Source organism: Psychrobacter sp. KCTC 72983, assembly GCF_014280455.1.
In the GTDB taxonomy this organism is placed as follows: domain Bacteria; phylum Pseudomonadota; class Gammaproteobacteria; order Pseudomonadales; family Moraxellaceae; genus Psychrobacter; species Psychrobacter pacificensis.
Map to the genome: position 1 here is coordinate 722855 of NZ_CP060390.1, position 14532 is coordinate 737386.

15 protein-coding genes are annotated in these 14532 nt (G+C 41.7%); 2 read left to right on the forward strand and 13 right to left on the reverse strand.

Going from position 1 to position 14532, the window contains the following annotated elements; translation table 11 throughout:
- Positions 1-74: 74 nt before the first annotated feature.
- From PSBA01_RS03005 to PSBA01_RS03035, 8 genes are all read right to left on the reverse strand, one after another.
- The gene (locus PSBA01_RS03005) at positions 75-824 is read right to left on the reverse strand and encodes an electron transfer flavoprotein subunit beta/FixA family protein (RefSeq protein ID WP_186475019.1); all 750 of its coding nucleotides are present in this window, start codon (positions 822-824) and stop codon (positions 75-77) included.
- A 455-nt stretch (positions 825-1279) separates the two neighbouring features.
- Positions 1280-1522, reverse strand: a complete 243-nt coding sequence (locus PSBA01_RS13245; RefSeq protein WP_267448562.1) for a YetF domain-containing protein — start codon at positions 1520-1522, stop codon at positions 1280-1282.
- Positions 1523-1554: 32 nt separating this feature from the next.
- Complete coding sequence (locus tag PSBA01_RS13250; protein WP_228724626.1) at positions 1555-1842, reverse strand: hypothetical protein; 288 nt, start codon at positions 1840-1842, stop codon at positions 1555-1557.
- A 237-nt stretch (positions 1843-2079) separates the two neighbouring features.
- Positions 2080-2292: a cold-shock protein gene (locus tag PSBA01_RS03015; protein ID WP_071003179.1), complete on the reverse strand. Its 213-nt coding sequence runs from the start codon at positions 2290-2292 to the stop codon at positions 2080-2082.
- A gap of 369 nt (positions 2293-2661) precedes the next feature.
- Positions 2662-2994 carry a hypothetical protein gene (locus tag PSBA01_RS03020; protein ID WP_227517147.1) on the reverse strand — a complete coding sequence of 111 codons (333 nt, stop codon included), beginning with the start codon at positions 2992-2994 and terminating at the stop codon, positions 2662-2664.
- A 350-nt stretch (positions 2995-3344) separates the two neighbouring features.
- A complete protein-coding gene (gene ilvC, locus PSBA01_RS03025) occupies positions 3345-4361 on the reverse strand; it encodes a ketol-acid reductoisomerase (RefSeq protein ID WP_058025375.1) in 1017 nt (338 codons plus the stop codon).
- Between the two features lie 143 nt (positions 4362-4504).
- Positions 4505-5002 (reverse strand): acetolactate synthase small subunit, encoded by a 498-nt coding sequence (ilvN, locus tag PSBA01_RS03030; RefSeq protein WP_071003178.1) that lies wholly within the window; start codon positions 5000-5002, stop codon positions 4505-4507.
- A complete protein-coding gene (locus PSBA01_RS03035; RefSeq protein WP_186475416.1) occupies positions 5002-6834 on the reverse strand; it encodes an acetolactate synthase 3 large subunit in 1833 nt (610 codons plus the stop codon). The genes ilvN and PSBA01_RS03035 overlap by 1 nt, the downstream gene beginning before the upstream one ends.
- 838 nt (positions 6835-7672) lie before the next feature.
- Between PSBA01_RS03035 and PSBA01_RS03040 the strand changes: the two genes are divergently transcribed.
- Positions 7673-8170: a DUF4124 domain-containing protein gene (locus tag PSBA01_RS03040; RefSeq protein WP_093069580.1), complete on the forward strand. Its 498-nt coding sequence runs from the start codon at positions 7673-7675 to the stop codon at positions 8168-8170.
- A gap of 18 nt (positions 8171-8188) precedes the next feature.
- Here PSBA01_RS03040 and PSBA01_RS03045 read toward each other — a convergent pair whose 3' ends face one another.
- Complete coding sequence (locus PSBA01_RS03045) at positions 8189-10012, reverse strand: NAD(P)H-hydrate dehydratase (protein ID WP_186475020.1); 1824 nt, start codon at positions 10010-10012, stop codon at positions 8189-8191.
- Positions 10013-10248: 236 nt separating this feature from the next.
- On the opposite strand from PSBA01_RS03045, the gene queG reads away from it, so the two are divergent.
- Positions 10249-11418, forward strand: a complete 1170-nt coding sequence (gene queG / locus PSBA01_RS03050) for a tRNA epoxyqueuosine(34) reductase QueG (protein ID WP_186475021.1) — start codon at positions 10249-10251, stop codon at positions 11416-11418.
- Positions 11419-11527: 109 nt separating this feature from the next.
- On the opposite strand, the gene lysM is transcribed toward queG, so the two are convergent.
- The 4 genes from lysM to fabD all read right to left on the reverse strand — a co-directional run bounded on the left by lysM (position 11528) and on the right by fabD (position 14480).
- Positions 11528-12037 carry a peptidoglycan-binding protein LysM gene (gene lysM / locus PSBA01_RS03055; protein ID WP_071003170.1) on the reverse strand — a complete coding sequence of 170 codons (510 nt, stop codon included), beginning with the start codon at positions 12035-12037 and terminating at the stop codon, positions 11528-11530.
- A gap of 259 nt (positions 12038-12296) precedes the next feature.
- Positions 12297-12533, reverse strand: coding sequence for an acyl carrier protein (gene acpP / locus PSBA01_RS03060; RefSeq protein WP_071003168.1), 237 nt, complete (start codon positions 12531-12533; stop codon positions 12297-12299).
- A gap of 253 nt (positions 12534-12786) precedes the next feature.
- Positions 12787-13515, reverse strand: a complete 729-nt coding sequence (gene fabG / locus PSBA01_RS03065) for a 3-oxoacyl-ACP reductase FabG (RefSeq protein ID WP_058025367.1) — start codon at positions 13513-13515, stop codon at positions 12787-12789.
- A complete protein-coding gene (fabD, locus tag PSBA01_RS03070; RefSeq protein ID WP_186475022.1) occupies positions 13512-14480 on the reverse strand; it encodes an ACP S-malonyltransferase in 969 nt (322 codons plus the stop codon). The genes fabG and fabD overlap by 4 nt, the downstream gene beginning before the upstream one ends.
- Positions 14481-14532 lie beyond the last annotated feature (52 nt).

A 14532-nucleotide genomic window follows, 5' to 3' on the forward strand; every position in this document is an offset into this window, starting at 1 on the left:
TCTTTATAGACGCAGCTTTATAGGCTTAGCCTTGTACACAATATGCCGCCGCGAAGTATCCAATCATTAAGATATTAGATTACTTTTGCTTCATTTTTTAGCTTATCGACCAACTCATCAACTGACCCTACTGTAATACCAGCTTTGCGCTCAGCAGGTGGCATGACTTTAATAATTTCTTGCTTAGACGCCATATCGACACCGAAATCTGCTGGCGTTTTCTCATCAAGCGGCTTTTTCTTCGCTTTCATAATGTTAGGCAGTTTCGCATAACGTGGCTCATTCAAACGTAGATCAGTTGTGATGACTGCTGGCAAATCAAGCGCAACGGTTTGCAGACCGCCATCGATTTCACGCGTGACGTTGACTTTGTCACCTTCAACCTTCACTTCTGATGCAAACGTACCCTGACCGATACCCATCAATGCCGCTAACATCTGACCCGTTTGGTTATTGTCATCATCAATCGCCTGTTTACCCAGCAAGATAATATCAGTGCTTTCAGTTTCAGCGATATTTTTTAGAATTTTGGCAACTTGCAATGGATATGGTTTTTCGTCACTCACGACTAAAATACCACGATCAGCACCCAATGCTAGGGCTGCACGAATTTGCTCTTGTGACTCTTTTGGACCGATAGACGCGACGATGATTTCATCAATGACGCCAGCTTCTTTTAGACGAACGGCTTCTTCTACTGCAATTTCGTCAAAAGGGTTAATCGACATTTTGGTGTTTGATAGATCAACGCCAGAGTTATCGGCTTTTACACGTACTTTTACGTTATAATCAATGACACGCTTGACCGCTACTAATGCTTTCATACGTTCCTCGTTTATTAATGTTATGAATTAAAAAATATCAGTTAAGAACCAAATTTCGTTGTGGTTCAAATCGTCGTTCAAAATACTACTCAAGGTTATTACTATATCAACAGATATATAACTAATTAAGAAAAATACGCCAATATTCGAAATTATATTAGCATTGCACTTCTTACGGATAAAATCTGCTAAAGCTAAGCCAACCGTTCTTATCAGACCTATGTATCTTGCGTCAGCCTGCAGATAAGGTCAAGACAACGCCGTGAATAATGCGTCATAAATTTGTCACTATTCTATAATAAATAGTTTATAAGCACGTAATCTAGTGATTTTCCTTTGATAATAGCCTTAAGAGTCCTCCTCTTTATAGCACTCTCAATGGTATGTTTATTTAATATTTTGTTATTATTTATTTCCTAGGGTTTAATTAATAGTAGTCGCGAAGAACCCAACAGCTATATGTTGCTATTTTTGCTAGAGCCAATTAACAACTCACTATCACGTATGTCATCAAACAACGCCCAGTCAGGAGTTACATCATTGTTTTTGATGACGCTCATGTCTCCTGTCGTCTCCATAATGACCGCAAATATTTCAGTTTTGGCTTTGATGCCATTCTTGCGCAGCACTTCTTGAACATCGCTGGTCGTAAGATTCGCTTCTTTTAAGTTATCTGAGAAGTATTCGCCATGTGCCATGAGTATGATGGCACGATTGTCTATCAGCGCTTTTAGAGGTTTAATCTGCGCCTCACTATTGAGATAGCACCTTGAATCAAAAACAACATGGCAACTGCAAACAGTCCTTGCAACAGAGACGGCTTGTCAGCCAATACCGTCGATGCCAATATACTGCCAATACCAACTGTCATGGCAAAATCATGACTTGATAGTTTGGAAAAGCTGCGCAAACCCATCAGTCGGGTAAAAAGCATCAAACCTATATAGAAACCCACCGCAGATAAAGAAATGCCTAACAGCTGTTGCCAGTCAATTGAAAACCAAGTTTCCCATTTCATAATAGAGCCTTATTTATTCTTGAGTCAGTACCTATTATGAACTGATGATTATTAAGAAAATCAATCAAACGCTACTTCAGATAAAATGATATAAAAAAAGCAACCTGATAAGAGGTTGCTTTTTTTTAAAGTCTAAACAGTATTTTTATTGTTTTTATAAACAAAAATTTTATGCATATCGTCACTCTCACTGTCATCAAGCCTACTAAACATCAGTGTGCCCAAACAGCAAAGAGATTATAGTGCTTCGATTTGCTCAGCTTGTGGACCTTTTTTGCCCTCACCTAAGATGAACGACACTTTTTGGCCTTCGGCTAGCGTTTTGAAACCGCTACCTTGGATAGCGCTGTAGTGAGCGAATACGTCTTGTCCGCCGTTGTCTTGAGCGATAAAACCAAAACCTTTAGCTTCATTAAACCACTTTACAGTGCCTTCAACTTTATCTGACATAAATTTTCCTGACTCTTTAACTGTTGGCGAGACTTGTATCATCACCGATTAATTGATATATACCCATGCATCTTTTGCTGAACGCTACGGTTCAAAATTGCAAATAATCTAAGAGAAAACCTGAATTTTTTACCTCAAATACTTTGAGTACAATCTGATTATAACAGTTTTCTATACAGGTAACAGTCTAAATTGATGATTTTTGTAAATAAATTCCAGCTATTAGAACCTATCAAAATAGCTAGCATTTTTGCCGTTATCATATTGATATTGAATAAATTTCCAACATATGAATATTAAGCTACAATTACGAAGCCATCGTTAAATACGACAAGACAGACCCTTATAGGCCAAAAACTCATTCATTACCTATTGCAATATCGGTAACCATGGTGAACTTAATACAAGCAAACATAGCCCAAAAAATATCAACGAAAACGACTGACTATAAGCAATATATTTGGCCGGTATGACCAAGTCTTTAGGAGAGTCAGGGATACCTTTGCGCTTTAATAGTCGCGTACCGTAGACCCAACCAAAGGTCGTGTAAATGCCATAAGCGGCAGGTACAGCAATCGCAAGCGGTGCCAAATCAATCACGTATAGGACAACCACAGAGATAAAGAACCAGATGGTATCTAAGATTGAGCTAATTTGGAAAAACTTAGATTTAGGCAGTTTACCATCGGTTTTCTTAAGCATTTCTCCTTCTATCCAAATTAAAACTGCTACGACAGCGCTAAGAGTAATATACACGAATTGCGGCGTTAGCCAGTCTGGATAAGATATTTGCACAACATACAACCTGTAATCTATAGAAAATATGAATGAGGACTCATCTACTTTAATCAATCAAAGATAAATAAGCACAATAAAAGCCCACTGGCTAATGTGAAGATGCCTGCCTATATTGGGCAGTTTTTACTGGTTTTCAACCAACACATATAGCGGTGTAACCATATGTCAAAAGTACAATATAAAAACCCGTGCTATCAGGTGATAACACGGGTTACTTAATAAACTACCAAATACTCTATTTAAGTAGTATCGAATTAGTTTTTGTCTTTATCGATAATTTTGTTACCACCAATCCAAGGCATCATAGCGCGCAATTTGGCACCTGTGGTTTCGATCTCATGCGCTGCATTGTTACGACGACGAGCTGTCATTGATGGATAGTTGGTTGCACCTTCAGAGATGAACATTTTTGCGTACTCACCAGACTGGATGCGTTTTAGTGCATTACGCATGGCTTCACGAGACTGCTCATTGATGACTTCAGGACCAGTGACATATTCGCCGTATTCAGCGTTGTTACTGATTGAATAGTTCATGTCAGCGATGCCGCCTTCATACATTAAGTCAACGATAAGCTTTAGCTCATGTAAACACTCAAAGTAAGCCATTTCTGGCGCGTAGCCTGCTTCAGTAAGGGTTTCAAAGCCCATTTTTACCAATTCAACCGCGCCGCCACAAAGAACCGCTTGCTCACCGAATAGATCGGTTTCAGTCTCATCTTTAAATGTGGTTTCGATGATACCTGAACGACCACCACCAACGCCAGCAGCGTAGGATAATGCTAATTGCTTAGCTTGACCTGAAGCATCTTGGTAGATGGCGATTAAGTCAGGAATACCGCCACCTTTGGTGAACTCTGAACGTACGGTGTGACCTGGTGCTTTTGGTGCTACCATGATCACGTCAAGATCGCTACGTGGCACTACTTGGTTATAATGGATAGCAAAACCGTGGGCAAATGCAAGGGTCGCGCCTTCTTTGATGTTTGGCTCAATGACATCGTTGTAAAGCTCTTTTTGGAACTCATCAGGTGTCAAAATCATGATGACGTCAGCAGCTTTTACCGCTTCTTCGACTTCAGCAACTTTTAGGCCCGCATTTTCAGCTTTTTTCCATGAGCCTGAGTTGGCACGTAGACCAACCGTTACATCAACGTCTGAGTCTTGTAAGTTAAGCGCGTGCGCATGGCCTTGTGAACCATAACCGATAATGGCCACTTTTTTACCTTGGATAATGGATAGATCACAATCTTTGTCATAAAAAACGTTCATAAATAGAGTCCTTGTCCTCAATCATGGCTCACCATGGATAGTAGACGCTTATACTGTAATCAAGATAGTGATTAAGATAAGCGCTTTGTTGATTTAGATAAATAGTTCTTCAATAAAAAAAATAGGATATTTGGGCATTAATTCTAGGTGCTAAGGGTTTTCTCACCGCGGGCAATACCAATCACACCCGAGCGAACCACTTCCATAATACGGTCACGTCCAAGTACGTCAATAAAGCCATCAAGTTTTGCTTTATCACCAACGATTTGAATCGTATATAAGTTGGCATTCACATCGACAATCTGCGCACGGAAGATATCTGCGCTGCGTTTCACCTCTTCACGTACGCTGCCAGTCGCTCGTACTTTGATAAGCATCAATTCACGCTCAACGTGTACATTCTCTGTCAGATTATGCACTTTAACCACTTCAATCAATTTATGCAATTGTTTGGTGATTTGTTCAATTCTTTCTGGTGAGGTAATGGTCGTTAAGGTCAAGCGTGAAATGCTTGGGTCATCAGTAGGCGCGACGTTGAGCGTTTCGATATTGTAGCCACGTTGTGAGAACAAACCGACTAGACGCGACAACGAACCCGCTTCGTTTTCCATCAATACCGAAATCAGATGTTGTTGTTGCATTAGGTACGCTCCCCTTTTGTTAACCACATATCACGCATGGCTTGTCCAGCGATTTGCATCGGATATACATGCTCATTACGATCGACATAAACATCGATAAATACCAACTTGTCCTTCATGGCCATCGCTTCAGCCAACTGCTCTTCCATCGTATCAGGGTCAGTAATCTTGATACCAACATGACCATAGCTTTCAGCCAATTTGACAAAATCTGGCAAGGAGTTCATATAAGACTGTGCATGGCGACCTTCATACAGCATGTCCTGCCACTGCTTCACCATACCTAGCTGTGCGTTATTTAAATTTAGAATTTTAACTGGCAAGTCATACTGCAAGCAAGTTGACAGCTCTTGGATATTCATCTGAATAGAGCCTTCGCCTGTGATACACACCACATCACGCTCTGGATTAGCAAGCTTGGCTGCCATGGCATACGGCAAGCCAACGCCCATCGTACCTAGGCCGCCTGAGTTCAGCCATTGGCGAGGCTCATTATAAGTATAGTAAAGGGCTGCAAACATCTGATGCTGACCGACGTCACTTGTGATAATAGCGTTACTGTTAGTCACTTTATCTAGAGCTTGTACGACACTTTGTGGCTTAATGCCATTATCTGTGCTGGTGTCATAACGCAAACCATGGCGCTTACGCCACTCATTAATTTGTGACCACCAATCGAGCAATGCGTGTTGCTCTAATTGCTTATCTTCTCCAACGATCTCTAGCATATCGGTTAAGACAGATTTTACATCGCCAACGATAGGAATATGCGCAAGGATGGTCTTTGAGATCGACGCAGGATCGATATCGATATGGATAATCGTCGCGTTCGGACAGAATTTTTTAACATTATTGGTGACGCGATCATCGAAACGCGCACCCACTGCCAAAATAACATCGGCATGATGCATAGTCATGTTGGCTTCATAAGTACCATGCATACCAAGCATACCTAGGAACTGACGATCAGAGCCAGGAAATGCACCAAGACCCATCAATGTATTGGTCACTGGTAAATTAAGACGGTGAGCCAGATCAGTCAACTCTTCGTGAGCATTGCTCCAAATAACGCCGCCACCTGCATATACGACAGGACGCTGGGCAGATAGTAGTGTCTCGACCGCTTTTTTGATCTGACCATTATGGCCTTTGAGCGAAGGCTGGTAAGAGCGTATAAATACCTCTTCTGGATATTTATAGGCAAACTTTTCACTAGGCGCAGTCATGTCTTTTGGCACATCAATAACGACAGGACCTGGTCGGCCAGACTGTGCAATGTGAAATGCCTTTTTGACAATCATCGGAATTTCGCTAGCATGGCGCACCTGAAAACTATGCTTAACGATCGGACGCGATACCCCCACCATATCCGTTTCTTGGAAAGCGTCTTCACCGATTAGACTACTTGGTACCTGACCTGAAATCACGACCATCGGTACTGAATCCATAAAAGCGGTCGCAATAGCGGTAACCGTATTGGTGGCACCAGGTCCTGAGGTTGCCAGTACAACCCCCGTCTCACCAGTAACTCGTGAATAAGCATCTGCCATGTGTCCTGCCGCCTGCTCATGGCGCACTAAGATGTGCTCAATGGCTTCTTGCTGAAATAGTGCATCATAGATGTGCAGAACGGCACCGCCTGGATAACCAAAGATATATTTGACACCTTCGTCTGTCAGCGCTTGTACCAGCATTTCAGCGCCCGATAGCATCACAGGCTGAGCGCTGCCTTCTGCAAGACGTTGTTGTTTTTCTTCAAAATTTTTGGCGGCATTACCCGTTTGGGTATGTCCCGTCATATTCGGACTTTGCGTGGTTTGCGTCACTGTCATCACCTTTTTTTGCGGCGAGAATTCGCAGTATGTTATGACTGAAGATAACCCCTTATAGGTATTATTTTCACGCTCATAAGATGGGTGCCAATTCTTGTCCATATCAAGAATATTTGCCTATCATATTTAAGTAACGTTGTTTTTTTAAGACAGCAAATTACTCAAACATAGCAATGTATGTAAGGTCAGTTTTGTGATGGATGTTTATCGATATACAGTGACAAGATGCGGACGCACCTATGAAAGAAGCTTATTATTGAGTCTTTCTATAAATAAGTACTGATAATAAATTCATGAGTGCAAAGACGTAGAGATAACAGGATATTTATACCCAAATACTATGCATAAGTTACTAAAACTTATAACAGAGGCTTTGGCGTACTTTTTTATAACCAGTACTGTATCGTATTTTGCACAATTGCCAGAATTACATTTAGCACAGTTCAAATAATAAGTTTATCTTAGTCATTGTAGACAGATAAGTCCGGAGACAATGTATAGTTATGAGTAGCCAATGCTACGTGTGCTATATCATCATCACAAAGAAAATAACACTGCATAAACTACCGATAAGTAGCTCGTAGTGATCATTTTCAAGTGCCACGGCAATATCATAAAAGCCGTTCACTGACCAATCAACTTCTATTATATTCGATGGTTTGCCCGCTATTGTCAAGAAAAACTTCTAAAGCCTATCCCAAACTATTAGTTATTAAATAATATACATTGATAAGTATTATTTGTTAGAATCGAAAGTCAGTATATTACTACTGTCAATCAACCATTCAAATGTTATATTTATACGAATCTGCTTTTATCAAACAAAAGGATTGCTGCTATGGCATATGCGTCTAAAATAGCGACTGCTGCTAAATGGCTAACGAGTACCACCTGTATGCTAATGCTATCCATGAATACCAGTCAGGCTATTCAAGTTTATAAATCCATTGGCGCATATGGCGAAGTTAAATATAGCCAGCACGCACCGCAAAATGGTAAAAACGTTGAGTTGATTGAATTTCGTAGTGACGGTAGACAAAACAACGCCGGACAAATGGCTGGCAAAACAGACCCCAGCCAAAGCAATAATACTCAAACGGCAGAAGAACAGCGCGTAGCCGCACTTGAAGCGCGTATCAAAGAGCAAGAAGCGCAAGCCAATGCTCAGCGCTGCCAATCGCTACGTAACAATTTAACGAATCTAAACGTTGGCGGACGTATCTATGAGATGGATGCAAATGGCAAGCGTCAGTACTTAGATGGCCGTGAGATTGAGCTAAAACGTGAACGCGTACAGCAGGCAATCGACCAATACTGTAGCAGCGCTACGACCTAGTCTTTATACTAATGATGACTACTCAACTATCATTAATTGCATAACATGACGAATGGCTGCTGGCATATCTTGCGCTTGTAGCCCTCGTTGTCCAATCAATAGCTTATTGTCACGATGATATTCATTACCTTGATTAACCAGTGTGTCCCCTGAAAATCCATGAATAAGCGCTGCCTGAGATAAACTGTACGACTCTGCCGCTAAGTCTTGTTGTGCTAATAATCCAGCAATCACTCCAGATAGAATATCGCCCATGCCAGCAGTTGCCATACCAGCATTGCCCGCATCACAGACATATACTCGCGCTCGTCCTGATTTTTGCTCCAAAACTAGCGACCCTGCTCCCTTAAGCACCCAATCACCGCCATAGAGTGTCGCGCATTGTTTTATCGTTTGCAATCTATTGCTTTCCACCTCACCTATGCTTTGGTCAAGCAGTCTTTCCGCCTCGCCGCTATGCGGTGTCAAGCAAACTCGATGATTGATGCTATGTTCGCGAAGCTCTGTTACCAGTTTATGGCTATCCATTTGCAGCGAGGCCAAATGATAAAGTCCATCTGCATCAATAACGATTGATTTTTCATGAGCTATCGCAGTCTGTATGTAGTCGATAAACAGCGCTTTTGCTTTTTCGTCACGGCCCAATCCCATACCAATAGCGACAACACTGGCTTGTTTGATAAGTGCCTTTACGCCATCTGCATCATGCAAATTAATTGTCATCGCATCTGGCAGTGACGTTAATAATGCACCATGAAAAGCCTCATGACAGGCAACGGTTATTTTACCAGCGCCAGTTGCCATGGTGCTTGAGGCAGAAAGTATCGCAGCACCGCCCATCCCTTGAGAGCCATCAACGCGATTTCCACCAATGATTAGCGCATAACCGTAGCTACCTTTGTAACTGTTTTGGCGGCGCGGCTTCATACTATGTGCAGCCGTCCGTAGTATGGCAACAGGTTCAAATGCTTCAATAGTATTTTGCTTGGTATTTTTATCAGATATTTTGTGAGGTCTAGCTATTTGATAAGGTATTAACGGTATATCGATTATGTCTCCGCTATAATCCGTACCATCTTTGGTGTGCAAACCAAATTTGCGCGCAATCAGGCATAAGGTGACATCAGCTTGTACTGCTATACGATCAAATACCGCACCAGTAGAAGCCACCAATCCACTTGGAATATCGACGGCGACTGCTAGTGCGTTTTGTTGCTGAGTAGTACGATTAAAAGCGCTAATAGCCTCTTTATAGACACCTTCTGGCGCACGATCTAGCCCAATTCCAAACAGTGCGTCAATATAAATGTCAGCTAATAAAGACATTTTCTCTGACTCATTGTGACTGCTATGAATCTCTTCGAAGCGTTGATAATGACAGTTGGCAGATAGCGCTATTTGAAGAGCCTTTGTTGCGTCAGTTATACGGTCATTATTGTGGTCTTTCTTATTAGAGATGGCCGACTGAGTACGAGTATCAAAATCATTGACATCAAAACCGACAGAGACCACTTCTACTTGCCAGCCTGCTTGCTGCAAGTAATAAGCAATAAGCCAACCGTCCCCGCCATTATTACCCTTGCCCACCCAGACACTTACTCGGCGCAAACGCTCTGTACGATGATAAACGTTAGTATTAGCAGAATGGTTAGCATTGAGACATTTTTGTTCATAAAGCAATTCTATCTGCTGTGCCATTTGCCAAGCTGCTTGCTGCATTAAGCCAAAACTATCATATCCTTGAGCAAACCACGCTTGCTCCATGGCATAAATTTGCTCACTACTATAAAGCGCAATAGGTTTTGTATTTTTTATAGGTGATAAATTGGTAAAATTCTTCATTTATTATCCTCGGCCATGTTTTTCTGATATTTTTATAGTGTTGAAAGTCTAGTTTCTAAACTTTGGTATCAGCTTAGCAAAAGCTCATGTCTACTTATGTATCAATATGAATGTGAGTTTATTTTCTTTTCTACTTGCGCTCTATGCTCACTGTCTTATCATAATGGTGCTCACACTGCCACTGATTGTGAGAAAATACCATTCTAAAAATAGATCGCCAATAAGCACCTATCTCTATGCCTACCGATAAAAACAAGATTGCCGTTAGTAACTCAATAGTCTTTGCAACAACAGCAGATGTTAAACAATGGATCAAAGTGCAAGCGCAAACATTAGGGTTTGCTGACTGTGGGTTTTTATCTGTCCATCATCCACTGTTTACTAAGCAAATCGAACAGCTACAGAAGTGGCTGGATAAAGGCTATGAGGGTCAATTGCAGTTCATGCACAACAACCATCATCTGCGCGCTCATCCTGAGCAGTTGGTAGAGGGTGCAAAAACCATTATCAGTGTGCGAATGGATTATCTCACTCAGGCACCAACACCGCGTGCTGTCACAGACAACGACCATCCCAACCAAGGCATCATTGCGCGTTATGCAAGAGGTCGTGATTATCATAAGACAATGCGTAGCCGTTTAAAGCAATTGGCTCTGAATATCGAGGCCATGCTTCCTGAATGGCAACATCTCGATATTGGTTCAGATAAAGAGTTTGTTTTTAGACCCTTTAGTGATTCTGCGCCTATCTTTGAGCGGCCTATTGCCGATGCTGTTGGTCTGGGCTGGACAGGTAAGCATACGTTATTAATCAACAAACAAGCTGGCTCATTTTTTGTGCTAGGTGAGCTGTTTTTAAGCTTAGAGCTGCCCGATGACCAGCCTGTTAAAGAGCATTGTGGCAGTTGTAGCGCTTGCATTGATGTATGCCCTACCCAAGCGATTGTAGCGCCTTATGAGCTCAATGCCTCTGCCTGTATCTCTTATTTGACGATTGAACACGATGGTATTATTGATACCAAGTATCGACGCGCGATTGGTAATCGGGTGTTTGGCTGCGATGACTGTCAGCTGATCTGTCCATGGAATCGTTATGCCAATCTGACTACCGTTGAGGACTTCGCACCAAGGCATGGTCTCGATAACAGCAGTTTGCTTGAATTATGGCAATGGCAAGAAGCGGATTTTTTGAACAACACACAAGGAAGCCCGCTCAGACGCACAGGCTATGTGAATTTTTTACGTAATATTGCTATTGGTTTGGGTAACGCTAATGCTAGTCCACACGTCATTGAGCAGTTGAAGTCTAAGTTGACGCTACATAACGCCATGCTTGATGAACACATTGAATGGGCAATAGCTGAACAGGGCAGAAAACTAGACGCTAGTAGTAAGCCAACGAGTTGATGTATATCATAACGGAGCAAGTCATTATTTGCTTTGATAGATGTTCATAAAAAAAGCCTCTTAACGATAAGAGGCTTTTTCATATTAAATACTTTTTAGAATCTGAAAATTATGGCTTGGGGATGCGTAGTACTTGACCTGGATAGATTTTATCTGGATCAGATAACATTGGCTTATTGGCTTCAAATATTTTCATATAATCGCCAGACTCACCGTAAACATCTTTCGCAATCTTAGATAAGCTATCGCCAGATTTTACCGTATACATCGTTGACTCAGGTGCATCTTCTTCGATATCGATATTATCAATGACCTTAGCAACATTTTGTACGTTACCAATAGCAATAATCGCTTTTTCACGATCAGCTTGAGTTTTCGCGTTACCGCTGATTTCTGCTGTATCTGTAGAGCCGTTATATTTGATTTTTAAATTACTGATGTTTAGATTCTGTTGTTGTATACGGCGTAACAAAATATTAGCAACGGATTGAGCTGAAGGTTCGCTACTTTGTACTGGTGTATTGGCATCTGCCTTGGTCTCTGATTTGGCATCGTGTTTCTCATCATCACGATTAAAAATTTTATCGCCAATATCTTTTGCAAAACTGAACATACCCATGTAATTACTCCTTTAAATGATATTATTTATTATTTGAATTTATTTTTGATAGAATGTTATCAAATATTACTACCCTTAGTAGTGTTTACCCTGATGAGTATAATCAAAGGTAGACAATGTGAATAGTAAGAGTATGTTGAGTAATGTTGATTTGACGTAGCTTATGTTAATGAGCTCACGATAAAAATCACATATCCATAAAAAAACCGCCTATCGATAAAATAAGCGGTCTTCTATAAATGACTAGATAGCTAGCGAATTATAGCTGCGCCTGTACGTAATCAATTGCTTTTTGAACAGTAGTCAATTCTGCAGAATCTTCGTCAGGAATAGTGATACCAAAATCACTTTCAAAAGACATTACCAATTCGACTAGGTCCAACGAGTCCGCACCTAGGTCTTCCATGAATGAAGCATCGTTATTGATGTCTTCAACGTTCATGCCTAGTTGCTCTGCTACTGCTGATTTTACTCTTAGCTCGATATCATTACTCATATAGATTACTCCGTTATCATCTATTATTTTTAATAAACTGCTATTGTGCCTTATTTAAGCTCTATAGCATGATATATAAAATGTATTTGCCAGATCAGCATTGCTGTCTGAGTACTCTATGACTTGTTACACAGTCTGTCTAATAAAGCCCTGTTATCATACAGGGCTTTGACTCAAAAGTATTCGTAATTATAGCACCCTTTATTATAGTTTACACTCGTTCACACAGTTTTTTATTATAACTATGTAACGCCTACATATACATCCCACCGTTGACCGGAATAACCGCGCCGGTGATATAGCTGGCTTCATCACTGGCTAAAAAATGTACTGCTGCTGCGATGTCTTCTGGTTGACCAAGACGGCTGATAGGAACGGCATCTAGCATAGAATTCAATAGGCGCTCGTCGAGCTCATCTGTCATATCAGTCTCGATTAAACCTGGTGCCACGCAATTGATAGTCACTTGGCGTGAACCGATTTCACGTGCAAGCGTACGACTGAAACCTTCTACACCAGCTTTAGTCGCGGCATAGTTAGATTGACCTGCATTACCCATTTGAGCAACAACAGAGGTGATATTAATAATACGACCACGGCGCGCTTTCATCATACCGCGTACTGCGCGTTTGCTCATGCGGTAAACTGAGGTCAAATTCGTATCGATGACATTTGACCAGTCATCGTCTTTCATACGCATTAGCAGACCGTCTTGCGTGATACCTGCATTGTTAACCAATACTTGTACCGCTCCATAGACGCTTTCGATCTCTTCAAACAATTTATCAATTTGAGTAGTATCACGTACGTCTAAGACGCGACCGATACCACCACTATCATGAAGATAGTCATCAATAAGTTCAGCACCTTTTTCAGTGGTTGCTGTTCCAATGACAAAATGTCCTTCTTTAGCAAAGCGTTTGGCGACTGCCTTTCCGATACCGCGACTCGCGCCAGTTACTAATGTAATCGTACGGCTCATGATAACACCTCTAATAATTTCTCTAGACGGGCAGGCTTGTCTGTAGGATAGCTTGCGATTGGCTGCGCTTGACGCTTAGCCAAATTGCTTAATACGTTGCCACTGCCACATTCGATTAATAGATTAATTTGCTTATCAGCCAGTTCCTGCATGGTTTTTGACCACAGTACTGGCTCACTCAGCTGTTCAGTCAATGCTTGTTTTATACCTACTGCACTGGATTCAACACGCGCATAGCGATTTTGAATCACAGGAATGGCCGCTTGATCAAATTGAATACCTGCTAATATCTCAGCTAAGGCATTACTTGCAGGCTCCATTAATGCACAATGAGATGGCACACTCACTTTTAAGGGCACAGATTTTTTGCCCGTATTTTTGACTTTGTCGATTACAGCGTTAACGCCAGCAGCGTTACCCGAGATCACTACCTGTCCTGGGCTGTTGAAGTTAGCAGCGCCAACAATGGCACCCTCGACATGCTCTGTTGCTTGCTCACACAGATTTTCGACTCGGTTGTCTTCTAGTCCTAACACGGCAGCCATAGCAGTATCGACACCTACAACGGCCTCTTGCATCAACTGACCTCGTTTATGCACTAGGGTGACGGCATCACCAAGCGATATCACATTGGCAGCACACAGGGCGCTGTACTCGCCCAGAGAGTGACCAGCTAAATAGCAAGGCGTCTCTTCTATTTTTTGTTGTAAGACACGCCAAATGGCAATGCTAGCTGTCAGTAGCGCTGGCTGAGTATACTCGGTTTGATTGAGTTTTTCTTCATCCTGACAGATTGCCCACAAATCCTCACCAAGCGCCTCACTCGCTTCAGTAAATGTATCGCGTATCTCTGGGTAGATTTCAGCAAGCTCACTCGTCATCGCGACTGCTTGAGATCCTTGTCCAGGAAAAATGACCGCGATACGAGCGGGTTGCTTTTTTACCATATCGGGTACAGAAGCCATAACCAATATCCCTTATCTGATTAGAAATATCCCTAAAACAATGGGGTGTATT

Bases quoted from the DNA above. Each gene is read 5' to 3' on its own strand.
- PSBA01_RS03020 (WP_227517147.1), bottom strand. From the start codon at position 2,994: ATGCTTAAGAAAACCGATGGTAAACTGCCTAAATCTAAGTTTTTCCAA.
- PSBA01_RS13245 (WP_267448562.1), bottom strand. From the start codon at position 1,522: ATGGCACATGGCGAATACTTCTCAGATAACTTAAAAGAAGCGAATCTT.
- PSBA01_RS03045 (WP_186475020.1), bottom strand. From the start codon at position 10,012: ATGAAGAATTTTACCAATTTATCACCTATAAAAAATACAAAACCTATT.
- PSBA01_RS03005 (WP_186475019.1), bottom strand. From the start codon at position 824: ATGAAAGCATTAGTAGCGGTCAAGCGTGTCATTGATTATAACGTAAAA.
- ilvN (WP_071003178.1), bottom strand. From the start codon at position 5,002: ATGCAACAACAACATCTGATTTCGGTATTGATGGAAAACGAAGCGGGT.
- ilvC (WP_058025375.1), bottom strand. From the start codon at position 4,361: ATGAACGTTTTTTATGACAAAGATTGTGATCTATCCATTATCCAAGGT.
- fabG (WP_058025367.1), bottom strand. From the start codon at position 13,515: ATGAGCCGTACGATTACATTAGTAACTGGCGCGAGTCGCGGTATCGGA.
- lysM (WP_071003170.1), bottom strand. From the start codon at position 12,037: ATGGGTATGTTCAGTTTTGCAAAAGATATTGGCGATAAAATTTTTAAT.
- PSBA01_RS03015 (WP_071003179.1), bottom strand. From the start codon at position 2,292: ATGTCAGATAAAGTTGAAGGCACTGTAAAGTGGTTTAATGAAGCTAAA.
- fabD (WP_186475022.1), bottom strand. From the start codon at position 14,480: ATGGCTTCTGTACCCGATATGGTAAAAAAGCAACCCGCTCGTATCGCG.
- acpP (WP_071003168.1), bottom strand. From the start codon at position 12,533: ATGAGTAATGATATCGAGCTAAGAGTAAAATCAGCAGTAGCAGAGCAA.
- PSBA01_RS03035 (WP_186475416.1), bottom strand. From the start codon at position 6,834: ATGACAGTGACGCAAACCACGCAAAGTCCGAATATGACGGGACATACC.
- PSBA01_RS13250 (WP_228724626.1), bottom strand. From the start codon at position 1,842: ATGAAATGGGAAACTTGGTTTTCAATTGACTGGCAACAGCTGTTAGGC.
- queG (WP_186475021.1), top strand. From the start codon at position 10,249: ATGCCTACCGATAAAAACAAGATTGCCGTTAGTAACTCAATAGTCTTT.
- PSBA01_RS03040 (WP_093069580.1), top strand. From the start codon at position 7,673: ATGGCATATGCGTCTAAAATAGCGACTGCTGCTAAATGGCTAACGAGT.